Source organism: Maribacter spongiicola (assembly GCF_004364165.1).
GTDB classification, from domain to species: domain Bacteria; phylum Bacteroidota; class Bacteroidia; order Flavobacteriales; family Flavobacteriaceae; genus Maribacter; species Maribacter spongiicola.
In genome coordinates, this window is the sequence record NZ_SOAY01000010.1 from 1,374,741 (window position 1) to 1,397,460 (window position 22,720).

The 22,720-nt window shown below is 34.9% G+C and carries 18 protein-coding genes; 10 read left to right on the forward strand and 8 right to left on the reverse strand.

Features of this window, described 5'->3' with window-relative positions:
* Positions 1-61 precede the first annotated feature (61 nt).
* The 3 genes from CLV90_RS06445 to CLV90_RS06455 are packed head-to-tail and all read left to right on the forward strand — an operon-like array spanning position 62 to position 2,798.
* Complete coding sequence (locus CLV90_RS06445) at positions 62-1,039, forward strand: TRAP transporter substrate-binding protein (RefSeq protein ID WP_133686647.1); 978 nt, start codon at positions 62-64, stop codon at positions 1,037-1,039.
* 5 nt (positions 1,040-1,044) lie between these two features.
* Complete coding sequence (locus CLV90_RS06450; RefSeq protein WP_243835273.1) at positions 1,045-1,503, forward strand: TRAP transporter small permease; 459 nt, start codon at positions 1,045-1,047, stop codon at positions 1,501-1,503.
* Positions 1,503-2,798, forward strand: a complete 1,296-nt coding sequence (locus tag CLV90_RS06455) for a TRAP transporter large permease (RefSeq protein ID WP_133687038.1) — start codon at positions 1,503-1,505, stop codon at positions 2,796-2,798. Before CLV90_RS06450 ends, CLV90_RS06455 begins: the two co-directional genes overlap by 1 nt.
* A 57-nt stretch (positions 2,799-2,855) precedes the next feature.
* Here the strand turns inward: CLV90_RS06455 and CLV90_RS06460 are convergent, their stop codons facing one another.
* Both CLV90_RS06460 and CLV90_RS06465 read right to left on the reverse strand, forming a co-directional pair.
* Positions 2,856-3,878 (reverse strand): LacI family DNA-binding transcriptional regulator, encoded by a 1,023-nt coding sequence (locus tag CLV90_RS06460; RefSeq protein ID WP_133686648.1) that lies wholly within the window; start codon positions 3,876-3,878, stop codon positions 2,856-2,858.
* Positions 3,879-3,950: 72 nt separating this feature from the next.
* Positions 3,951-4,643, reverse strand: a complete 693-nt coding sequence (locus CLV90_RS06465) for an NUDIX hydrolase (RefSeq protein ID WP_133686649.1) — start codon at positions 4,641-4,643, stop codon at positions 3,951-3,953.
* Between the two features lie 376 nt (positions 4,644-5,019).
* Between CLV90_RS06465 and CLV90_RS06470 the strand changes: the two genes are divergently transcribed.
* Positions 5,020-6,195, forward strand: coding sequence for an aldose epimerase family protein (locus CLV90_RS06470; RefSeq protein WP_133686650.1), 1,176 nt, complete (start codon positions 5,020-5,022; stop codon positions 6,193-6,195).
* 220 nt (positions 6,196-6,415) lie between these two features.
* The gene (locus tag CLV90_RS06475) at positions 6,416-7,234 is read left to right on the forward strand and encodes an SDR family oxidoreductase (RefSeq protein WP_133686651.1); all 819 of its coding nucleotides are present in this window, start codon (positions 6,416-6,418) and stop codon (positions 7,232-7,234) included.
* 59 nt (positions 7,235-7,293) lie between these two features.
* On the opposite strand, the gene CLV90_RS06480 is transcribed toward CLV90_RS06475, so the two are convergent.
* The gene (locus CLV90_RS06480; protein WP_133686652.1) at positions 7,294-7,830 is read right to left on the reverse strand and encodes a lipid-binding SYLF domain-containing protein; all 537 of its coding nucleotides are present in this window, start codon (positions 7,828-7,830) and stop codon (positions 7,294-7,296) included.
* Positions 7,831-8,098: 268 nt separating this feature from the next.
* On the opposite strand from CLV90_RS06480, the gene CLV90_RS06485 reads away from it, so the two are divergent.
* Positions 8,099-8,293 carry a hypothetical protein gene (locus CLV90_RS06485; protein ID WP_133686653.1) on the forward strand — a complete coding sequence of 65 codons (195 nt, stop codon included), beginning with the start codon at positions 8,099-8,101 and terminating at the stop codon, positions 8,291-8,293.
* 62 nt (positions 8,294-8,355) lie between these two features.
* Here the strand turns inward: CLV90_RS06485 and CLV90_RS06490 are convergent, their stop codons facing one another.
* Positions 8,356-9,186, reverse strand: a complete 831-nt coding sequence (locus CLV90_RS06490) for a DMT family transporter (RefSeq protein WP_243835274.1) — start codon at positions 9,184-9,186, stop codon at positions 8,356-8,358.
* Positions 9,187-9,576: 390 nt separating this feature from the next.
* Between CLV90_RS06490 and CLV90_RS06495 the strand changes: the two genes are divergently transcribed.
* Positions 9,577-10,395 (forward strand): SDR family oxidoreductase, encoded by an 819-nt coding sequence (locus tag CLV90_RS06495; RefSeq protein WP_133686654.1) that lies wholly within the window; start codon positions 9,577-9,579, stop codon positions 10,393-10,395.
* Positions 10,396-10,521: 126 nt separating this feature from the next.
* Positions 10,522-12,675 (forward strand): DUF7133 domain-containing protein, encoded by a 2,154-nt coding sequence (locus CLV90_RS06500; protein ID WP_243835276.1) that lies wholly within the window; start codon positions 10,522-10,524, stop codon positions 12,673-12,675.
* Here CLV90_RS06500 and uxuA read toward each other — a convergent pair whose 3' ends face one another.
* From uxuA to CLV90_RS06515, 3 genes are read right to left on the reverse strand one after another with little or no spacing between them, the layout of a single operon-like run.
* A complete protein-coding gene (gene uxuA, locus CLV90_RS06505; protein WP_133686656.1) occupies positions 12,676-13,851 on the reverse strand; it encodes a mannonate dehydratase in 1,176 nt (391 codons plus the stop codon).
* Between the two features lie 32 nt (positions 13,852-13,883).
* Positions 13,884-15,239: a Gfo/Idh/MocA family protein gene (locus CLV90_RS06510; RefSeq protein ID WP_133686657.1), complete on the reverse strand. Its 1,356-nt coding sequence runs from the start codon at positions 15,237-15,239 to the stop codon at positions 13,884-13,886.
* A 5-nt stretch (positions 15,240-15,244) separates the two neighbouring features.
* Positions 15,245-16,633, reverse strand: coding sequence for a 3-keto-disaccharide hydrolase (locus CLV90_RS06515; protein ID WP_407943374.1), 1,389 nt, complete (start codon positions 16,631-16,633; stop codon positions 15,245-15,247).
* A 390-nt stretch (positions 16,634-17,023) separates the two neighbouring features.
* Between CLV90_RS06515 and CLV90_RS06520 the strand changes: the two genes are divergently transcribed.
* On the forward strand, positions 17,024-18,343 hold the full coding sequence (locus tag CLV90_RS06520) for a Gfo/Idh/MocA family protein (protein ID WP_133686659.1): 1,320 nt from the start codon (positions 17,024-17,026) through the stop codon (positions 18,341-18,343).
* Positions 18,344-18,353: 10 nt separating this feature from the next.
* On the opposite strand, the gene CLV90_RS06525 is transcribed toward CLV90_RS06520, so the two are convergent.
* Complete coding sequence (locus CLV90_RS06525) at positions 18,354-19,223, reverse strand: helix-turn-helix domain-containing protein (RefSeq protein ID WP_133686660.1); 870 nt, start codon at positions 19,221-19,223, stop codon at positions 18,354-18,356.
* A 236-nt stretch (positions 19,224-19,459) separates the two neighbouring features.
* Between CLV90_RS06525 and CLV90_RS06530 the strand changes: the two genes are divergently transcribed.
* Positions 19,460-22,714 (forward strand): DUF1553 domain-containing protein, encoded by a 3,255-nt coding sequence (locus CLV90_RS06530; protein ID WP_133686661.1) that lies wholly within the window; start codon positions 19,460-19,462, stop codon positions 22,712-22,714.
* Positions 22,715-22,720 lie beyond the last annotated feature (6 nt).

The window sequence follows — 22,720 nt, forward strand, 5'->3', positions numbered from 1 at the left end:
CCTAAGACAGAAGTTGTTCATTTAAAAATTACGGAAATCAAAAGCCGTTTAATCTAACACTATGAAAAGTATAAAAATACTATCGCTCTTTATTATGGTCTTAACCTTTTTAGGTTGTGAAATACAGACTGAAGTAAAGACATTGCGTTTAGGTCATGGTCTAGATGTTAGCCATTCGGTACACAAGGCGATGGTGAAAATGGGTGAAGATTTGTTGGAGCGGTCTGGTGGTAAATTGAAACTTGAAATTTACCCTAGTCAACAATTGGGTACCGAAAGAGAATGTCTTGAACTTTTACAGATCGGTAGCTTAGATATGACCAAGGTTTCTGTAGGCGTTTTAGAGAACTTTGCACCTAAAATGAAGGTGCTAGGTTTACCATTTCTTTTTAGAGATCGTCAACACTCTTTTGATGTTCTTGACGGACCAATTGGTGAAATGCTTTTAAACGAAGGTGAGAAATATTGGTTAAAAGGCTTAGGGTATTATGATGCCGGTAGCCGTAGTTTTTATACCATGAATAAGCCTATTGAAAAACCAGATGATCTTATCGGTGAAAAAATAAGAGTGATGGAAAGTGCAACTGCCGTAAATATGGTGAAAGCGCTAGGTGGTTCTCCTACACCTATATCATGGGGAGAATTGTATACCTCTTTACAGCAAGGTGTTGTTGATGGGGCAGAGAATAATCCGCCAAGTTTTTACCTGTCCAGACATTATGAAGTTTGTAAATATTATTCACTAGATGAACATACAGTACTACCAGATGTTTTATTAATTGGGACTTATGTCTATGATAAGCTGAACGAACAAGAAAAGAAGTGGCTAAATGAATCGGTGAAAGAATCGGTTAAATATCAGCGTATTCTTTGGGCAGAAGCAGAAGAGGAAGCTTTGCGAGAAGTTCAGAAAGCAGGTGTACAAATCATCAGACCAGATAAAACACTTTTTGCGGAAAAAGTAAAAAGCATTTTTGAAGGATATAAAGAGGATAAGGAAATGTATTCGCTTATCAAACAAATTCAAGAAACCAACTAATTACTATGCGAAACAAAATAGATTCCGTTTTGGGCAAGACATTGGTACTGATCATGTCGGTTATGGTCATAAACGTATTATGGCAAGTATTTACAAGATATGTAACCGGTAACCCGAGTTCATTTACAGATGAATTAGCTCGTTATCTTATGATTTGGATCGGCGTTCTTGGTGCTGCATATGTATCTGGGCGAAACCTGCATGTGGCTATAGATATTTTACCATTGCGACAGAGTAAGAAAACACAGAAGAAATTGAAGATAATAGTAACCATTTTAATTATATTATTTGTCTTTTTCGCTTTTGTAATTGGCGGGTCAAGGTTGGTCTATATCTCTTATGTTTTAGGGCAACAATCACCAGCATTACAATTACCATTGGCACTAGTTTATCTCATAATCCCTATTAGTGGTTTGTTAATTATGTATTACAAAATATCTGACCTAAAAAACAGCAACTCATGATGGAGCATCTACCTATTCTTGTCTTAGTAATAAGCTTTATTTGTTTGTTATCTATAGGTACACCTGTAGCTTGGAGTATCGCCATTTCATCTTTATTGACCATGTTGGTGAGTATACCGGCAATGCCGGCATTCACTACGGTATCGCAGCGTATGGCAACCGGTTTAGATAGTTTTGCCTTATTGGCAATTCCTTTCTTTGTACTATCGGGAGAACTCATGAATAAAGGAGGTATAGCCCATAGACTTATTGCTTTTGCAAAGACTTTAGTAGGTTCTTTTCCTGGCGGATTGGCTTTAATAAACGTCATAGCAGCGATGTTAATGGGAGCAATTGCGGGTTCTGCAATGGCATCTGCATCTGCAATGGGAAGCATTTTAGGGCCTGAGATGGAAAAGGAAGGCTATTCTAAAGAATTCGGTGCTGCTGTAAATATCACTTCTGCTACAACAGGTTTAATAATTCCTCCTAGTAATGTATTAATTGTATACTCCTTGGCGAGTGGTGGCGCATCTATTGCAGCATTGTTCTTGGCAGGATATATCCCCGGAATTATGACAGGACTATTTCTTATGATTGTAGCATCTTTTTGGGCAAAAAAGAAGAAATATAAAGTTGGTAAACGCAGCAGCTTAAAACAAGTAGGTAAAACATTTATTGATGCTCTGCCTAGCCTTTTTATGCTTGTAGTAGTAATAGGAGGTATAGTTACGGGGATTTTTACAGCTACAGAGGCATCTGCTATTGCAGTATTATATAGTTTAATTCTTGGTTTCATATACAAGGAGATTACCTTGCCGAAATTGCCGCAAATATTATTAGATTCTTCAGCAACTACAGCAATAGTTATGTTACTCATCGGTTCGTCTATGTGTATGTCTTGGGCATTGTCTTATGAAAATATTCCGCAAGATATTAGCAGCGGACTCTTAAGTTTAAGTGATAACAAGATTGTCATTCTTTTGATTATCAATTTGCTTTTATTGTTTGTAGGTATTTTTATGGACATGACTCCAGCCGTGCTAATCTTTACTCCGATATTCTTACCTGTCGTTACAAAATTAGGACTAGACCCAGTACATTTCGGAATCATCATGGTATTGAATCTTTGCATAGGTTTGTGCACACCGCCTGTAGGTTCGGTGTTGTTTGTTGGGGTAGGTGTGGCTAAAACTACTATAGAAAAGGTCTTTAAACCCTTGCTGCCGTTATTTATAGCAATGATTGTTGCGCTATTCTTAGTTACTTATATTCCGGAATTGAGCTTATGGCTACCAAGTTTATTTGATTTGTAGCATTGCGCTATTATTATTAAAAGCTGAATTGAAATTGTAGGTAGATGTAATTATAATTTACTTGTGTTTGTTAGATGATTTTCTAACAATCAATTTAGCAGGTAGCACAACGTCTTTATGAATTTTCACGTCTTGTTTACTTTCTATCTGCTCTAAGAATACTTTTGCAGCCATTTTTCCCATTTCTACGGGTGACTGATCTACAGAGCTAATAGAGGGTTCTAAAAATTGAGTAAAGGGTTCATTACTAAATCCTACTACACAAAAATCTTCTGGTATTTTTACAGCTATACTCTGTAGGTATTTTACAGCTCCCAACAATCCATTATCTGTAGAAGAGAAAATAGCATCGGGTGGTACAGGTAAGTTCATGAGTTTTTCAGCAGCTTCTTTACCTGCTTCCATATCGTTTTTTATCGTAATTACGTAGTCACTATTATAAGCTATACCATGTTTGGAAAGTGCATCTTTATAGCCTTTAAACCTGTTATTATACAGTTCAATATTTTGGTTTACATTAAAATGGGCTATTTTTTTACAGCCTTGGTTTATTAAATGTTCGGTTGCATCAAAGCCACCTTGATAATCGTCTATGGTTACCGTACTTATATCATCAAAATGTAAAACACGATCAAAAAATATGAAGGGAGAAGATTTTTTTAAAACCTGATGTAATTGATTTTTATTCTCATTTGTAAAAGAGGTAGACACTAGAATGCCATCGACCTGAGCATTTATCAAATTTTGAATAATCTTTTTTTCACGATCATTTTCCTCATGGGTTTGAGAGATGATAACGTGAAATCCTTTAGGGTAGAGTTCTTCTTCAATACCGCGAATTACAGAGGCAAAAAAGTTTTTATTAATGAAAGGTACAACGACGCCTACGTTGTTACTCTTACCACTTTTAAGTGCCACCGCAAGCCTATTTTGTTTGTAATTTAATTTTGTTGCTGCGGCTAGAACAAGATCACGAGTTTTCTCGCTTATTTTAGGATTATTGTTTAAAGCCCTAGAAACAGTGGCTGCGGTAATATTCAGCTCTTTTGCAATATCGTAAATGGTAGCTTTCTTGCTCATAGATAAGTGTAGGCTAATTTACGATATTGAATTATAAGGCATATTTAAACGGCTATAAAATTTATAGCTTTATTAAATTTTAAAACTACAACCTTCTTCAATTTTCTTTTGATATTTATCTTCATCTACTTCAAATAGAAAAGCTCCTTTTTTAGAAGAGCTCATATCTTTTTCGTTCGTTTTCTTTAAAAGATCGAAAGAATTAAATTTATTGATGAAATTTCTTTTATCCAATTCAGTATCTAAAATAGCCTCATACATTTTTTGAAGTTGGCGCATGGTAAACTTTTCGGGTAAAAGTTCGAATCCGATGGGTTTATTGCTAATTTTATTTTGAAGTAATTTGAGAGCATCTTTTACCATGTCATTATGGTCAAAAATCAATTCAGGACAATCTTTAAGATCAAACCATTTAATTGGGTTTTGCTTTAAAAGATCTTTACAATGATGTGCAACATCAATTAACGCAAAGTATGATACCGATATAGTTCTTTCTTCCGGGTCGCGGTTTAATTTAGAATACGAGTGAACCTGATCCATGTAAATATTATTCAAACCCGTTAAATGGTTAAGAATTCTTGTAGCTGCTGCATCTAAATCTTCCTCTTTTTTAAGAAATCCGCCTATAAGGGACCATTCTCCCTTTGCTGGTTCAAAGTCCCTTTGAACCAGTAAAATTTTTAATTCTTCTTGATAAAATCCGAATATAATACAATCTACAGCAAGTAAGACTTTGTCTTCTTTGCAATAATTATTCAAAACCATTTTTTAATTTTTCCGTGCCTAAATTAGTAAGATTGAATCAAACAAAACTGTTTTAAATGCGAAAAGGTTTGCGCATTTTTTTATATAGTTACCTATTATTAAATAGGTTAATGAATTTTTTGATGTGTATTGCAGAATTAAGTCTTAACAAAAGGCTGTTGTAATATTACGTCAGTAAGTGTAAAATACAGAGCGCATCAAATTTTGAGTATTACTTCATTAGTGTATTTTATCTAATTTCAAAAATTTTTAATGAACTTAAATTAATTTATAATCTTTTCAAACTAACTTGTTATAATCTATCATGAAGAATTAAATGTATTTAGGTCAAAATAAAGTTTATCGATATATTTAAAATTCATCAAGCCAAAATAGTATGAGATTAGTAAAACATACCATACTTTCAATAGTAAGTTTAATTATTTTGATAGCGTATTTGTCTTGTAACGAGAAAGAAAAGAATAACGTAGTCACGAAAAAAGAAAGTGTCATGCAAATCGAGAAAAGTAGTTTTGGTATAACCACTAATAATGAAAAAGTAACCCAGTTTAAACTGCGAAATAAAGAAGGTATTGATGTCACTATTATTACTTACGGAGGTATAATTACAGAAATTATTACTCCCGATTCTGAAGGTAATATGAAAAATGTAACTCTTGGTTTTGACAACCTTCAGCAATATGAAAAAGAGAACCCTTTTTTCGGAGCTCTTGTTGGTCGTTATGGAAATAGAATTGCAAAAGGAAAATTTAGTTTAGAAGGTGTAGATTATACTTTGGCAAAGAATAATGGAGAAAATTCTTTACATGGTGGATTAATGGGGTTTGATAAGGTTGTTTGGGAAGTAGAAGAGGTAAAAGAATCAGATTCGTTTGTCTCTTTAACATTAAGCTACCTAAGTAAAGATATGGAAGAGGGTTTTCCTGGGAACTTAAAAATAACAGTAACCTATACATTAAATAAAGACAATAGTTTAGATGTTTTGTATGAAGCTACTACAGATAAAACTACAATTGTTAATTTAACGCAACATTCTTATTTTAATCTATCAGGAAATTTTTCTGAATTAATTTTAGATCATGAAGTAGAAATTGATGCAGATAAATTCGTGCCTGTTGACCCAGCACTAATACCCATAGGTGATTTGGCTTCTGTAGAAAATTCTCCTTTTGATTTTAGAAAGATGCGATTTATAGGTGATGCAATTAATGCAGATAATGAACAGATTAAATTAGGGGCAGGTTATGATCATTGTTGGGTGCTTAATAGTCAAGAAAAAGGATATCGTTCTGTTGCAAAAGCATATCACGCTGGGTCTGGGCGCTTAATGGAAGTGTTGACCGATCAACCTGGTATGCAATTATATACAGGTAACTTTTTAGACGGAACTTTACCTGTGCCAGGTGGTGGTACTTATGCAAAAAGAAGCGGATTGTGTTTTGAAACACAGCATTATCCGGATTCTCCAAATCAACCGCAATTTCCAAGTACAATACTAAAACCAGGTGAAAAGTATATCACTAAAACAACTTTTAAATTTTCCGCAAAATAGGTAGCACAGTTGAAATTAGATTGTTGCTGTAGTTTGTAGTACTACGATAATTTTAGTGAGTATTTTGAGATACCTAAATGGAGAAATTTTTCTATTTCTACCGTAATTTCCTTTTGTAAGTTGTAATTTTTACATGGATTCGTTGTGCTAGTAATTTTGGTTTTTGAGATAATTAAAATCATGAATACAAGATATATTTATTCATCTAAAAAGAAACATCATGCAAAAACCAAATAAAAGATTAGAAGGGCAAACGTGTATAGTCACTGGCTCTAGCGATGGTATCGGCGAAGCCGTTGCAAAAGCTATGGCAATGGAAGGTGCCAATATTGTTATTAATTACCATAGTAGTAAAGAAGAAGCTGAAGAGGTTGCAGACTGGATCAGTAAAAGCTCAGATGCTGGCAATGCCATTGTAGTTAAATGTGATGTTAGTAAAGAAGATGAGGTTAAAAACATGTTCAAGAAAACGGTATCTGAATTTGGTACTGTAGATGTTTGTGTTGCCAATGCAGGCTTACAGTTGGATCACCCACTTCATGAAATGCCATTGAAAGATTGGCAAAGAGTCATTGATGTAAACCTTACCGGTCAGTTTCTGTGTGCTAAAGAAGCGATTATTGAATTTAAAAGAAGAGGAATGCGCCCAGAGGTTTCTAAATCGTTAGGGAAAATAATTCATATGAGTTCTGTTCATGAAGTTATCCCGTGGGCAGGTCATGCAAACTACGCAGCCTCAAAAGGCGGATTGGTCATGTTAATGCAAACCATTTGTCAAGAATATGGTCCAGATAGAATTCGATGTAACTCCATCGCACCAGGTGCCATAAAAACAGATATCAATAAGGATGTGTGGAGTACCCAAGAGGGCAGAGATGGCATGTTGAAATTAATACCCTATAAACAAATAGGAGTGCCAGAAGATATTGGTAGTGTGGCTAGTTGGTTAGCATCAGATGAATCTGAATACATCAACGGGACCACTATTTTTGTAGATGGCGGCATGACCTGTTACCCTGGGTTTACTGCGAATGGGTAAATGAAAACTAAAAAAGCCACCCAATTGGGTGGCTTCTATTTATATCATGTAGTGATGAATTATTTCATCATTGGCTTGTAATCAAATTTTTGTCCGCCAACAGATGCATCTGCCATTAATCCTGCTTTTGGTAAAGCGAAAACGGCGACTCCGTCTTTATACTTAGCATTTACTGCAATTCCAGATTTTAAAGCAACAGCTGAAGCTTCTGCCGAGAATTCAAAATCTCCATCTTTAAACTCAGCCAAATCACCTGCTGTTTCAAAAAATATAACTTCTGTAATCGCTTGTCCACCGGCTTGTAAACCTACGCTTAATTTTTTCAAATCTGCCATTCCTACTTTTGCTCCATTTTCATAAACTACACCATTACCTGATGCTCCACCTATGATAAAACCACCTTTACCAACATTTGGGAATATTACATACCCAGCAGAGTTAGTGAAGAACTGGTCTAAACCAACTTCCATAGTCATTAATTTCTCTTTTGCTTTGTCAGCATCTTTTATAACTTTTTTATCCTTCGTATTTTGTGCATTTACACCAACAGCTAAGAATAAAAAGGCTACTGCTGTTATTGATTTTAAAATTTTCATTTGTTCTAGATTTTATAATTAATTATTTTTTTCCTACACCAAAGGTAGATTTAAGTAAGGGTCTAGATTGTCTTAAAACCTATAAATTTTGATTCAAAAAGGTGTTAAATATATGTGAATCAGTTAATTGTAAGTTAAATTTAGAAAATTTTAATTTTAATGATGTCATAACTGTTTCATTGAATGGAGATTATCTTACAAATCGATTTCTTAAAAATTTGTTAATTTAATTTAGATGTTCTATATTCATCAAATATTAAAACTCAAGATGATGGAGAATAACGAGAACTTTTTAGATTCTAAGATGATTGCAAACTTTTTAATAGCATTTGCATTGATGATTACTGCCATCTACTATTTCAACTATTCAGAAGAAATTGAAGGAGAGGTTAATTCTGTTATTGTTAATTCATTGAAAGATGTAAATAATAGCCTAGCTGAGCAAGATACCGCTCGCAAATAATTGAAATTTCTGACCATAACTATAGGCTGCCAATTCATCGTAATTGGTAGCTTTTTTTTTAGCTATCTTTTTCCAATTATTACGTTAGTGATTAACGCGGTAACAATCATTAATATGCCTAATAAACTCCATAGAGAATAAATATCTCCGAACCAGAAAATGCCAACCATAATAGTAAATATCACTTCAATATATTTTAGAGGTGCTACCAAATTTGTTTTAGCTATCTGAAAGGCTTTGGTCATAAATACTTGACCAAAAAAACCGAATACGCCTAAGCTTAAAAGTAAAAGCCAATCACTACCCATTGGTGTTACCCAGTTATTAATACTTAAAAGTGCGCCAACTATAGTACCAACGAACATAAAATAGTTAACGATTACCAAAGGATGGTCGCTATTGCCTATTTTTCTAATAATTACATATACTAAACCGCTAAACACAGAAGCAGCTAAAACTAGAAGTAAACCTGTAGTGTTTATATTTTGATCAAATCCTTTTAAAACCAGTACTCCTGCAAAAGCAAATAGAAATAGAAACCATTGAATAGGTTTTAATCTTTCTTTGAGTAAGAAAACAGCAAAAATTGCGGCATAGATAGGTGCAAGGTATCTTAGGGATACAGCGGTACCGACAGGTAAATATTTCAATGACATAAAGAATAAACTCATAGCTATTATGCCGGCAAATGCTCTAAACATCATGAATTTACGATTGTTGCCTAGTATAGGTATGCCCTTTATCAAAATATAGGCTGTAGCAAGAACTAGTGACCCTATGGTTCTAAAAAATACGATTTCAAAGGTGGGTATATGATTGAAGTATTTTACAAACGAATTCATTAAACTAAATGAAAACGTACTTATAATCATAAATAAAACAGCCTTCTTCATTGTCCAAAATTATCTTTGCAAAGTTACTTGGCAGAATTAGAAATCTCTTAATCTATTCGTTATAATTGTGTTTCAATCAAAAGTTTTGTCATTCTCTTAATTAAATGGATTTATATGTAGTTGGTCAATTAGATAAAGTGAATTTATAGATGAATTTGAAAATTTATGAGCCTATTTTTTATTATCACCATTATGACAAATAAAATAATAAAGATTAATATTCTGGTTAAAGATGACTTTAGAATTAAACACGTTAGTATTTGTGATAATAGATAAATCGTTCGAATTCCTTTTTAGAAATCTCTTAACTTGGCATATTAAAGTTATTTTCGATTCGGTATAAGTTTACAACCGAACTTAATTTTATTTACATTGAAATAAGTAGCGCTGATGAATGAATTATTGTCATTAAAAGATAAAAATTATGCCCTCTCCGGTGGCACAGGTACTTTAGGTGGTTCAATTGCCAAATATTTAATTGAGCATGGTGCAACTGTATTATTACTAGGTAGGTCTGAAGATAAATTACAGGAAAAACAACATGAGTTAAATGTATTGGTACCCAATAGCACCTTTATCTTCAAGGTAGATGTTATGGATGAAGCTGAACTAACCAATTTAAGAAACACCATAAAAAAACAGTTTAACCATTTAGACGGATTAGTGAATTTGGCTGGTGGTAACTTACCTGGGGCTACCTTAAAACCTGATCAGACGGTTAGAGATATTTCTATGGACGATACTAGAAAAGTAGTCGATATCAATTTATTCGGTACCGTAATACCTACAGTTATTTTAAGCGAATTAATGGTAGAGCAGGGGTATGGTTCAATAGTGAATATTTCGTCGATGGCGGCTAAACAAACAATTTCAAGGGTACTTGGGTATTCAATGGCTAAAAGTGCTATTGATATTTTTACGAAATGGATGGCTAATGAATTGGCCTCTAAACATGGTGACAAAATACGGGTGAATGCCGTTGCCCCTGGTTTCTTTATAGGTAATCAGAATAAACGTTTATTGACAAATGAAGATGGATCTTTTACTGAAAGGGGAAACAGTATTATCAAGAACACACCAATGGGTAGATTCGGTGATGCTTCAGAACTTAACGGAATGGTTCATTACTTATTAAGTGATGCATCTAGTTTTGTTACGGGCAGTATTTTTGACGTCGATGGTGGATTCAGTTCTTTTTCTGGTGTATAAACCAAGCTTATTTTTCATTATTTTTTTAATAATTTAAATTCTATCATGCATACCAAGCTTCTTTTTTTACTTTTTATAAGTTGTATTTTATTTTCATGTGAGCCTACAACAAGGAATTCTATTGTTATGCTTAATGACTACACAATTGAAGAGGATTTTAATTTAGATATTATTGCAGCTGAACCTCTTCTAAAAGCTCCTGTAGCAATCGATTTTGACTCAAAAGGTAGAATTTGGGTGGCTCAGATGCCCGGTTATATGAATGATTTACAAGGATCAGGTGAAGAAGATCCTTCTGGTAGTATTGTCATTCTTGAAGATTTGGATAATGATGGTATTGCGGATCATTCAAAAGTTTTTATGGATAGCTTGATCATGCCAAGAGCACTGGCTCATGTCTATGGTGGTTTGCTGTATGCTGAACCTCCTTATTTATGGTTTGTAAATATTGAAGATGATAAACCTGTGAACAAGGTTATGGTAGATTCTATTTATGCGGTAGAAGGTAATCCTGAACATCAACCTAACGGATTAGAATTAAATATTGATAACTGGATCTACAATGCAAAATCTAACTTTAGATATCGAAGAGTAGCGGGAATTTGGAAAAAAGAGCCAACTACTTTTAGAGGTCAATGGGGAATTACCCATGATAATTTTGGGAGGCTATATTACAATGATAACTCTAGAATTCTATTAGGAGATTATGCGCTACCAAATACGCTAATCGATAATAAATATTTTACTCCGAAAGCTAGTGTTAATAAATTACTCACTATAGACCAAAGAGTTTACCCGGCATTTGCTGGATCGGTTAATAGAGGATATGCAAAAGGAGTTTTAAATGCCGATAGTATTTTGGTCAATGCGACAGCTGCCTGCAGTCCTTTAGTGTATCGTGGTGGTGCGTTTACCCAATCTTATGATGAAAATGTATTTATATGTTTGCCAGAAGGGAATTTGATTAAACGTACACTTTTGTCTTTTACAGGGGATTCTACAATAGCAAAACAAGCTTGGGAAAATAAAGAGTTCATTACTTCTGCAGACGAAGGTTTTAGACCTGTAAGCTTAAAAAATGGTCCAGAAGGTAGTATGTATGTGGTAGACATGCATAGAGGTATGATAGGTCATCATGCGTATATGAGTCCGTACCTTAGAGATAAGGCAAAAGCGAAGGAGTTAGATACAATCGTAAATTTTGGAAGGATTTTAAAAGTGTCTCATGAAGCTGCAAAAGTTGAGGTTATGTCAGATTTTGATGCCTTAAGTGGAAGTGAATTGGTTTCGTTACTAAAGAATGATAATGGGTGGATTCGTGATCGTGCCCAACACTATTTAGTTTTTAAAGGATTTAAGAATACAATTGAAGAGGTAAAAGATGTTGCGCTCCATACAGATAATCAATGGAGTCAAATTCATGCTTTGTATGTGTTGGAAGGTTGGAATGAATTGTCATTTGATTTTTTAACCAATGTGATTGTTAATAGCAATGATAATGTTGCGGCTCACGCTCTTGTGCTTTTAAAAAGATTTGTATCCGAAGAAAATATAGAAAAAGCAGCATCGATTTTCAAAACTGTTTTGGAGCGTGATATTATTGGTTTAGATCTTTATCTAGGTAATTTGTTAGGTAGCTATATCAAGATTGATGAAGAGCGATTTTTACCTTTTATGATGGAAATCTTACGTCGAAGACAAAATAATAGCACCATAGTAGATGCTATAATTGGCGGATTATCTGATGTTGATGCCATTATTTATAAGAATAAGGAGATTATGAACACTTTAAAACATACACCCTTTGTAAATAAATTAGCAAGAACCATTTCAGATAAAAATGCGGGTATAATGAATTCAATTTTTACCATAAAAGTTACCCATGAAGATACACGTACAAGCGGAGCTAAAATGTTTTTTGAGATATGTGCATCTTGTCATGGTGCAAACGGAAAGGGAATAGAAGGTCTTGCACCACCTCTAATGAAATCTGAACATGTAAAAAATACAGAACGTTTGGCGTTGATCATTTTGCATGGTCTAGAAGGTCCGGTTCATGTAAATGGTGAAGAATATAATATTAATTTGGCAATGCCGGGTCTCATAAGAAACGAAACTATAAGCGATACCGATATCGCAAATATCATTTCTTATGTAACTAGTGCTTTTTCTGATGACCCAAAAAGATTAAGTACAAAACGTATACAAGAACTAAGGAGTGTGAAGTCTTCAACCGGAATGGAATTTACGGAATTTGAATTACAAGCGCTTGATAATTAATTACATACTTTTTCTAATGCCCAATTCTAAACCTCTTAATTCTGCTAAACCTCTAAGTCTGCCAATACCCGAATAGCCAGGATTTGTTTCCTTTCTCAGGTCATCTAACATTTTATGACCATGGTCTGGTCGCAAAGGCATTCTTGTATCTTTTCTACCGGCGGCTTTTCTTTTATCTTGTTCATTGATTAATGCCTTCATGACCGAAAACATATCTACATCACCTTCTAAATGGTTTGCTTCATGAAAATTACCATCGGCATCACGTTGTGTGCTACGTAGATGAATAAAATGAATACGATTGCCTAAACGTTCTACCATACCCGGTAAATCATTATCAGGTCTTACTCCGAATGATCCAGTGCAAAAAGTTAATCCGTTATTCGGACTATCTACAGCATTGTACAAATCAACAATATCTTGTTCTGTGCTTACCACACGCGGTAGGCCTAAAATCGGGAACGGTGGGTCATCTGGGTGTATACACATACGTATACCAGCTTTTTCAGCTACGGGTATAATTTCAGCTAAAAACGCATATAAATGTGCTTTTAATTCTTTAGCCCCAATGGAATCATAGGTTGCTAAAATAGCATTAAACTCTTCTAAAGAATAACCTTCTTCAGCACCTGGTAAACCTGCTATAATATTGTTTAATAACTTCGTTTTACTTTCTTCAGAAAGATGATCATGGTACGTTTTAGCGGCAGATTTTTGAGATGCTGAATAGGTTTCTTCGGCACCAGGTCTTTTTAAAAGGAATAACTCAAACGCTGCGAAAGCAGCAGCTTCAAAACGAAGGGCTGTAGAGCCATCTTCAACTTCGTAATCTAAATTGGTTCTGGTCCAATCTAGCACAGGCATAAAGTTATAGCAGACTGTGTCTATACCGCATTTACCTAAGTTGGTTAGTGTCTCTTTATAATTTTTATAGTACGTTTTATAATCGCCTTTCTGCGTCTTAATTTGTTCGTGTATAGGTACGCTTTCTACGACAGACCAAGTCAAGCCTGCGGCTTCAATAATACTCTTGCGTTTCATAATATCGCTTACAGACCATACAGCACCATTAGGAATATGGTGTAGAGCACTTACGATGCCTGTAGCTCCTGCTTGTTTAATATCTGATAGCGATACTGGGTCATTCGGACCGTACCAGCGCCATGTTTGTTCCATTAATTTATTTTTTACTATGATGTGTTGTGGAATTAAACATCTTTAATTTCCCATCCTGGCTCGTATGTTCTTGACCATAATTTCATGGCTTCTCTATTGAAAATTCGACCTGTAGCTTCATCAATTTCAAAAGAATCATCTATTCTAGCTGCAATATTAGCATAATGGGTTAACATTTGGCTAATAGCACCCTCGTCAATTGGTGAAGTTAATTCAGCTTTTCCTCTTATGGCATCAAAAAAGTTTACAGTATGTAATGTAGACATATCGCCGCCACCGCCTAGTGCAGTGCCAGCTTCTTCACCAGATGATAAGTTTTCCTTGATTAAGCCTCCTTTTTGATCAAATAGTTTATAACCACCACGATCTATGTAAGCTGTACCCTCAGATCCCGATACTATCGTACCTCTACCGTGTTTATTTCCATATTTATGATAGCCTGTTCTACTATTACCATCCCATTTTATGGTTTTATTACCGGCAAATTTAAAAGTAGCTTCCATGGTATCATACATTTCCCAGCCATCGTCTTTATAATGATATTTTCCTGCGTCGACAGATACATGTTCGGGGTAGGTAACGCCCAATGCCCAACGTGCAATATCAAGCTCATGAGTTGCATTATTACCCATTTCTGCGGTTCCATAATCCCATCCGTACCAATGCCAGTTATAATCCCAAGTGTTATCAGTATACGCTCTTCGCGGAGCCGGACCTTGAAAAAGATCCCAATCTAGACCTTCTGGTGGATTGGTTTTTGTCTGGTGAGGCACACGTCCTCTTCCACTTATGTAAAATGCAGTTGCTTTATACACATCGCCAATAATACCATTGTGAATTTCTTTAATAATTTCTTGTGATTCTAATGCTGAGCGTTGTTGATTACCCATTTGCACCACCTTGTTGAATTTCTTTTGATAGGCAACTATCAATTCGCCCTCACGAGGATTATGGCTACATGGCTTTTCTAAATATACATGCTTGCCAGCTTGCATTGCCATACATGCACCCGGTGCATGCCAATGATCTGGGGTAGCCATAAAAATGGCATCTACCTCTTTATCATCTAAAATTTTACGTATGTCATTCTCTAATTTTGGCTTGTTACTTAATCTGTCACTAACTTCTGTCAAAGCTTTATCACGTTGACTTTTCATAACATCGCATAGATAGGTAAGCTCTACATTATTTTTCTTATGCGCTATAGCGGGTATATATGCCGGATATCTTCGTCCTAAACCTTGAATAGCTACATGAATTCTGTCATTAGCACCGATTATTTTAGAATAACTTTTAGCCGTCATTGCATTTACACTAGTACTAGCGATTGTAGCACCTACGGCGCCAAGGGCAGTTTTCTTAATAAAATTTCTTCTGTTTGAACTCATGGTAGTTATTCTTTAGTGTTGTTGATAGAACGAATTTTAATATTTTTAAAGGATACAAGATCGCCATGGTCTTGAAGTAAAATTTGACCCTTTTCTAACTCTCCGAAATTTGCCCATTTTGCATATTTGCTTTCAGCTACTAACTTTCTGTAGGCATCGCTCTTTCTTTCGTATTCAAGAACTTTTGTGCCGTTTAACCAATGCTCAACGTGATTGTTCTTAGAAATAATGTGCGCAGTATTCCACTCTCCAATTGGTTGAATTGGTTTATTGACATCTGCCTGTATTAGATCATACAAAGAGCTAACGGTTCTGCTGCCTTCATGGTTGCCCAGTTTTGCATCGGGGTGAAGGTTGTCGTCTAAAATTTGATATTCTAACCCTATAGAAGAGCCTTCACCTTTATTAATATTGGTGTCCACATAATATTTAATACCGCTATTGGCACCTGGTGTTAACTTGAAGTCGACTTTTAATTCAAAATCTCCATACAATTCTTCAGTAACAATATCGCCACCAGCAGTAGATTCTGCTCCGCCAGAAGCCAATACACTTAAAACTCCGTCTTCTATTTTCCACCCTTTATCAGGAAATTCTTCCAATTTTGCACCTTTCCATCCATTAGTTGTTTTTCCATCCCAAAGTAATTTCCAACCATTTTTTTTCTCATCGATGGTTAATTGATTTTTGGTGACAATAGGGCTTAGTGGAGATATTCTTGAATATTTAGACACACTATCTGTAATGATTTTGATATTTTTCCAAATAATATCGGTTCCGGCTTTTTGATCTTTAGAAATACTATGAACCTGTAAACTAATAAATCCCTTAGCGGTTTTGTCATCTATAAGGTATGCTGCAGGTACATCATTTATCCATGTTTTTATAGTATCGCCTATAGCTTCGATTCGGTAATGGTTCCACTCATTTTGTTTAAAAGCTTTTTGTGCAGTAGGGTTATCGGTTAAAGGGTTAAGCCATCCACGTCTAGATTCATCGAAAATTCCACCACTCCATGCTCTTTCAGAAGGGTCTATTTCAACTTGATAACCATGTACTTTACCATTCTGATAATTAGGGATACTATTACTTCGAATTTGAATACCTGAATTCATGGTAGAATCAACCTTGTAATCTAATTCTAAAATAAAATCATCATAAAATTTTTCGGTAGATAGAAATGTGTTCGGTGTGCCGTGAGTGGTAGTGCCTATTATTGTACCATCTTTTATAGTATAAGTGGCTTCGCCGCCGAGCTTTTGCCAACCATTTAAAGTTTCGCCGTCAAAAAGGTCTACCCATGGCGTATCATCTTTTGAATTTTCTTTACAGCTCGCAAAAATCAAAAGAATTAGTATAGCAATTGTGTTTGCTGTTGTTCGCATCTTGTTCATTTTAAATTTAGATATGGTTTGATTGTTTTATTCAGATTTAATGTCGCTAGTACTTCATTTTAATACGATATATGTAATGTGTAATCGATAACTTCTGTGAATATCTTTAATTTTTGTTTAAAATATTGAAAATTTGATAACCTAAAAATATATTATTTTTTGTAGTTGACTTCTTTTTTCTATGTATTAACAAGATGTTAACAGTTGTGGTTTTTCGATTTGTTTTTTTATAATTTTTTTGGATTAAAAAGTTATATAAAAATCATACATGGCACCTTTTTAATCATATCTATCATCTGTTCGATTTTGAATTATATAGTTTTAATCACAACAAATTTTACAGCTCGTTAAGGGCGCTAAATTCAAACATAACTTACAGAACTTAAAAGAATGAAGAACGCTAAAAAATCTAAGAAAATTTCTGACCAAACCCTTTCTCGAAGAGGTTTTTTGACTAAAACAACCCTGGCTGCTGGGGCAATTACCATTCTGCCAAGGCATGTTTTCGGCAGAGGCTTTACTGCACCTAGCGATAGAATTAATTTAGGTTTTATAGGCTTAGGTAAACAATGTAATGGGTTGGCTAAGAATTTTATAGGCAATACCAGTGCCCAAATTATTGCTGCCAGCGATGTTTGGTCTACTAAAAATGACTGGTTTAAAGGTCATGTAGAAAGTACTTACGCAGAAAAACGAAATCAAAAAAACTATAACTCTGTAAAAACATATTTAAATTATAAGGAGCTTTTAGAGCGCAGTGATATTGATGGCGTGGTCATCGCAACGCCTGATCATTGGCATGCCATACAGGCAATCGATGCTATGAAAGCTGGTAAAGATGTGTATTGTGAAAAGCCCTTAACGCATAATATTGAAGAAGGTATTGCACTTGTTAAGACGACCAAAAAGACAGGTCAAATTTTGCAGACGGGCAGTATGCAAAGATCATGGAGTTCTTTTAGAAAGGCATGTGAACTAATTCGTAATGGTTACTTGGGAGATATTAAGCAGGTACTTGTAAATGTTGGTGACCCAGCAATTCCATATAATTTAAAAGCAGAAACAATGCCGTCTGAAATTAACTGGAACAATTGGTGCGGTCCAGCTCCTTTGTTGGCTTATAATCATCGTTTGGCACCTTCTCGTAATAATGTAGATTTTTGGCCAGATTGGCGACTTTTTGAAGAAGTTGGCGGTGGTATTCTTTGTGATTGGGGTGCGCATATGTTCGATATTGTTCAATGGGCTTTAGATATGGATCGATCAGGACCTGTAAAATACGTTCCGCCAACAGATAAAAATGCGGTACGTGGATTGAAAATGTATTATGAAAACGGAATAGAAATGATACATGAAGATTTTGGTAGAGGATGGGGTGTGCGTTTTATTGGTTCTGAAGGTACTATGGATGTAAGTAGATCGTATTTAGAAACTACTCCAGAAAATATTTTAACTACAGATTTATCTAATGCCAAAGTAAAACTATACAATACTGAGGGTAATCATCTTAAAGATTGGTTAGATGCTATGAAGACTAGAACGCAGCCAATTTGCGATGTAGAAACTGGGCATAGATCTGCTACTGTATGTAACATTGCCAATATCGCCTATAATTTAGGTAGACCGTTAGAATGGAACCCAACAAAAGAGAAGTTCTTAAAAGATGCTGAAGCCAACAAAATGCGTGGCAGAAAAGCACGCAAGTTTTAAAACAAATTATTTAGATATTCACCTGCTCTTTTCTGAAAAAAGCAGGTGTTTTTCCTGTATGCTTTTTAAATAGCCTAGAGAAGTAAGAGCTATTATTTAAACCCACTTTTTCAGCAATTTCGTTTAAAGAGTCATTAGTGGTAAGAAGTAGCAATTGTGACCGCTCTATTCTTTTTTCTTGAATGAATTTATTAGGATTGGATTTATATACCTGTTTAAAAAGTCTTGAGAAATGATCAGGACTATAATTGCAAATTTCAGCTAACTCAACTACTGTAATCGGTAATTGTAAATTATTGTTGATATAGTTCAATATGTTTTGCATTCCATAATTAGTAACCTGTATTTTATTTTGCACATTATAACTGGTAATAAATTTGGAGAAGAGTACGGTAAGTAAACCTTGGGTTTCTAGAAAGTCTTTTGTGCTCAACACTTCATTCTGCTTAATAAAATCTTGCAATGTAGGTTTATTGTCATATGTTTTTGGATCACTATTCATGATTTCCCTATTCCTGTTTAAAGCAAGTAAACATTCAAAATACTCTTTGTCGTTATCACCTGCTTCAATTTCATAATTAAAATTTTTTAGGCTGTATATAGAAATTCCATTGTTTACTTCCTCTAAAAAACTAATGTAAAATTGCTCATGATAGTTGTCGCAAGAGAATTTGGCATAACTATAACTTGGTATCAAGTACATGTAGCCCGGCTTTAAAGTGAATAACTGATTGTTATGGTACACCTTAGCACTCCCCTTGGTGATGTAATACATTCTGGTGAACGGACTAATCACATTCTCAAAATTCCATGAGGTGTTAAGCTTGGCATAGCCAATATTCAAAAGAGTTAAGCGTAAAGATTGAAGTATCTGAATCATAAATAGTTCGCTTTATTTCTTATTCAAAGCAGTTTTAAAGCTTGATTATCGTATTAGTGAAATTAAAATATTATTTCGGCCATCGGCTACAAGGTTTTAAAATTAAAGAATTTGCCCTTAATATCAACTCGATTTAATATAGACATATCGGAAATGTATATTTTATGAACTGATTTGTAACAGTCTTTAGGGTTTTGATAATTTATTTTTGGAAGGATACTTATTTATAATATTTTATGACAAATTTTATCAAACTTATAATATTCGGATTTTTTATTGTGGTATTATCATCTTGTGGTGGTCCAGAACTTCCTGAATTGGTAGCAGTGGCTTATGATAAACTACCTGAAGAAGTAGATTTTAATCAACATGTAAAACCTATATTATCTGATAAATGCTATTTGTGCCATGGTCCAGATAAAGGAAACATTAAAGGAGGTCTACAACTTCATGATGCAGAATTTGCATACGGCGAACTGAGTGAAACGCTTGGTAAGTTTGCGATTACACCTGGTAATTTAAAGAAGAGCGAATTCTTTCATCGAATTATAACAGATGATCAAGACTTGATAATGCCTGCGCCAAGTTCTCATTTAACCCTTACCGCTTATGAAAAAGCGGTTTTAGTAAAATGGATAGAAGATGGTGCCGAATACAAGGATCACTGGGCATTTTTGCAACCAGAAAAATATGATATTCCTGAGGTAGACCAAAAACAATCCGTTAATAATGAAATTGACAATTTTGTATTGGCAAAGTTAGGTGAAGTCAATCTGAAGCCATCTGAAATGGCTTCGAAAGAGGTATTGTTGCGTAGAGCTTCTTTTGATTTAATAGGTTTACCACCAACACCTAAAGAAATAGAATTGTTTTTAAAAGATACTTCTTCGAATGCATTTGAAAAACAAATAGATAGATTGCTAGCTTCAACGCACTTCGGGGAACAAATGACCCTCGATTGGATGGATGTTTCGCGCTATGCAGATACTCATGGGTATAGTAATGATCGATATAGAGATACTTCACCCTGGCGAGATTGGGTCATTAAATCATTCAATGAAAATATGCCATATGATGAATTTCTTACTTGGCAATTGGCGGGCGATTTGTTTGAGAATCCGACCCTAGAACAAAAACTAGCAACCACATTTAATAGATTGCATCCGCAGAACTTAGAAGGTGGTATTATTGACGAAGAATTTAGGTCAGAATATGTAGCCGATAGAACAGCTACGGTAAGTCAAGGTATCTTAGGCTTATCTTATGCCTGCGCAAAATGCCATGATCATAAATACGATCCCATCTCTCAGAAAAACTATTACGAGATGTATAGCTTTTTCAATAATATAGACGAAACGGGATTAATTCCTTGGGATTTGGCTACACCCGTACCGGCGATGTTATTACCAACTGAAGAGCAAGAAGGTGTTTTAGCATATTTAGAGGAAATTGTAAAAACCACTGAGAAAAGACTGGCGGAAACAGAAACAACCGAAGTTCAGAAAGCAGAGGTATGGTTGGCTAGTAACGACTATAAAAACATTCCTGTAAATAGTAAACCTAATGGACTGGTCGCCGCATTCAATTTTGATGAACAAAAACTTATTAATACCGTAGGTGGTAATGGTCGCAATAAAATTCAAATGCGTCAAGAGTTTGTGCAGAACGAAAAAGCAGCCTATAAGCAAGGTGCTTCGGGTATGGGCTTGGCGATGGATGGTGATACGTGGCTAGATTTGGATAAAATTGGAATTTATAAAAGAAATGAACCGTTCAGTATTTCTATTGAAGTATTTATACCGACTGACTTAGACGATGGGGTAATATTCCATAAAATGAATAGCTCTGAACTACACTCGTTTAGAGGATATCATCTAAAAATAAAAGAGAATAAAATAGAAGCATTATTAGCACATGTGTATCCAGATAATGCGATAGTTATTGAGTCTTTAAATGATGTACCTAAAGAGAAATGGATTCAGTTAACGATGACTTATGACGGTTCTAGTAAAGCTGAAGGAATTTCAATTTATCAAGACGGCGAAAAACTGAAAACCAAAACAACGTTCGATAATCTTTATAAAGATATTGTATTTAATGGCTTGCAATTATATGGTGCAGAGAGTCCAAAATTAGAACCAGGCTTGAGAGTAGGGGCTATTTGGCGAGATAAGGGTATTAGAGGGGCTGTAGTAGATAATTTATTGGTATTCGATAGAGAAATTTCAGCTATTGAGGTGCTACAAATAAAGAATTCTGATAAGTTAAAAGAGCTGCAACAAAAGCAATTTTCAAACTTAAGTGCATCTGAAAAACAACAATTATCAGCATACTTTTTAAATACAAAATCTAAAGCATATGCAACTGTTCTCAAAGAGGTAGAGCTTAAAAGAAGAGCTTTAGTAGATAGCATAGAAAAAGTCAAACAAATAATGGTTATGAAAGAGCGTAAAACGCCTCGTCAAGCCTATATTTTAGATAGAGGAAATTACGATTCACCTACCGATTCGGTTTTTCCCAATGTGCCTGAAGATATTTTACCATGGAAAAAAGAATGGCCAAAAAACAGGCTAGGTTTGGCTAAATGGATAACAGATGAGAAAAATCCGTTGACGGCTAGAGTAACGGTGAACAGGTACTGGCAAAATTTATTTGGTAGAGGATTGGTATTAAGTTCAGAAGATTTTGGTAATCAAGGCGATTTACCTACTCACCCTAAGTTGCTAGATTGGTTGGCTATTGGTTTTGTTGATTCCGGTTGGGATGTCAAACTATTATTAAAAACCATGATGATGTCTCGAACATACCAACAGAGTTCGGTTATAAGCGAAGAACTTCTTGCAGTCGATGGGGAAAATAAGTGGTTGTCTCGCGGACCTTCTACACGACTATCTGGTGAGATGCTTCGAGATAACGCGCTATACGCATCAGGGTTGTTAAATGAAAAAATTGGAGGGGAGAGCGTAAAACCTTATCAACCCGAGGGGTTATGGGAAGTGAACGGTGACACCTATGTTCAAGATAGTGAAGAAGGACTTTATAGAAGAAGTATGTATACCATTTGGAAAAGAACGGTTCCAAACCCAACTATAGCCACATTTGATGCACCCACAAGAGATTTATGTTCTTCTCGACGACAGAAAACAAATACGCCATTACAAGCCCTAGTTATACTTAACGATCCCACTTACATAGAAGCTTCAAGAGTTCTAGGGAAAAGAATTTCTGAAGCTACTTCTATTGAAACGGGAATTCGTTCCGCATTTATAAAATTGACGGGTAGAGCACCCAATGAAAAGGAGTTGTCATTATTGATGAACCTTCAGAAAGAAGAGTATTCAAAATTTCAAAAGAACATTGATAAAACAAAGGGCTGGATAAATACAGGTGCTTTCAAATTAAGCCAAACAGATGACAAAGCGCTTATTGCAGCAAATGCCGTAGTGGCAAGTACAATTATGAATGCAGATGCCACCATCACAAAAAGATAATTGGCT

Coding starts and splice junctions, on each gene's coding strand:
- CLV90_RS06445 (WP_133686647.1), top strand. CDS start 62: ATGAAAAGTATAAAAATACTATCGCTCTTTATTATGGTCTTAACCTTT.
- CLV90_RS06450 (WP_243835273.1), top strand. CDS start 1,045: ATGCGAAACAAAATAGATTCCGTTTTGGGCAAGACATTGGTACTGATC.
- CLV90_RS06455 (WP_133687038.1), top strand. CDS start 1,503: ATGGAGCATCTACCTATTCTTGTCTTAGTAATAAGCTTTATTTGTTTG.
- CLV90_RS06460 (WP_133686648.1), bottom strand. CDS start 3,878: ATGAGCAAGAAAGCTACCATTTACGATATTGCAAAAGAGCTGAATATT.
- CLV90_RS06465 (WP_133686649.1), bottom strand. CDS start 4,643: ATGGTTTTGAATAATTATTGCAAAGAAGACAAAGTCTTACTTGCTGTA.
- CLV90_RS06470 (WP_133686650.1), top strand. CDS start 5,020: ATGAGATTAGTAAAACATACCATACTTTCAATAGTAAGTTTAATTATT.
- CLV90_RS06475 (WP_133686651.1), top strand. CDS start 6,416: ATGCAAAAACCAAATAAAAGATTAGAAGGGCAAACGTGTATAGTCACT.
- CLV90_RS06480 (WP_133686652.1), bottom strand. CDS start 7,830: ATGAAAATTTTAAAATCAATAACAGCAGTAGCCTTTTTATTCTTAGCT.
- CLV90_RS06485 (WP_133686653.1), top strand. CDS start 8,099: ATGATGGAGAATAACGAGAACTTTTTAGATTCTAAGATGATTGCAAAC.
- CLV90_RS06490 (WP_243835274.1), bottom strand. CDS start 9,186: ATGAAGAAGGCTGTTTTATTTATGATTATAAGTACGTTTTCATTTAGT.
- CLV90_RS06495 (WP_133686654.1), top strand. CDS start 9,577: ATGAATGAATTATTGTCATTAAAAGATAAAAATTATGCCCTCTCCGGT.
- CLV90_RS06500 (WP_243835276.1), top strand. CDS start 10,522: ATGCTTAATGACTACACAATTGAAGAGGATTTTAATTTAGATATTATT.
- uxuA (WP_133686656.1), bottom strand. CDS start 13,851: ATGGAACAAACATGGCGCTGGTACGGTCCGAATGACCCAGTATCGCTA.
- CLV90_RS06510 (WP_133686657.1), bottom strand. CDS start 15,239: ATGAGTTCAAACAGAAGAAATTTTATTAAGAAAACTGCCCTTGGCGCC.
- CLV90_RS06515 (WP_407943374.1), bottom strand. CDS start 16,633: ATGAACAAGATGCGAACAACAGCAAACACAATTGCTATACTAATTCTT.
- CLV90_RS06520 (WP_133686659.1), top strand. CDS start 17,024: ATGAAGAACGCTAAAAAATCTAAGAAAATTTCTGACCAAACCCTTTCT.
- CLV90_RS06525 (WP_133686660.1), bottom strand. CDS start 19,223: ATGATTCAGATACTTCAATCTTTACGCTTAACTCTTTTGAATATTGGC.
- CLV90_RS06530 (WP_133686661.1), top strand. CDS start 19,460: ATGACAAATTTTATCAAACTTATAATATTCGGATTTTTTATTGTGGTA.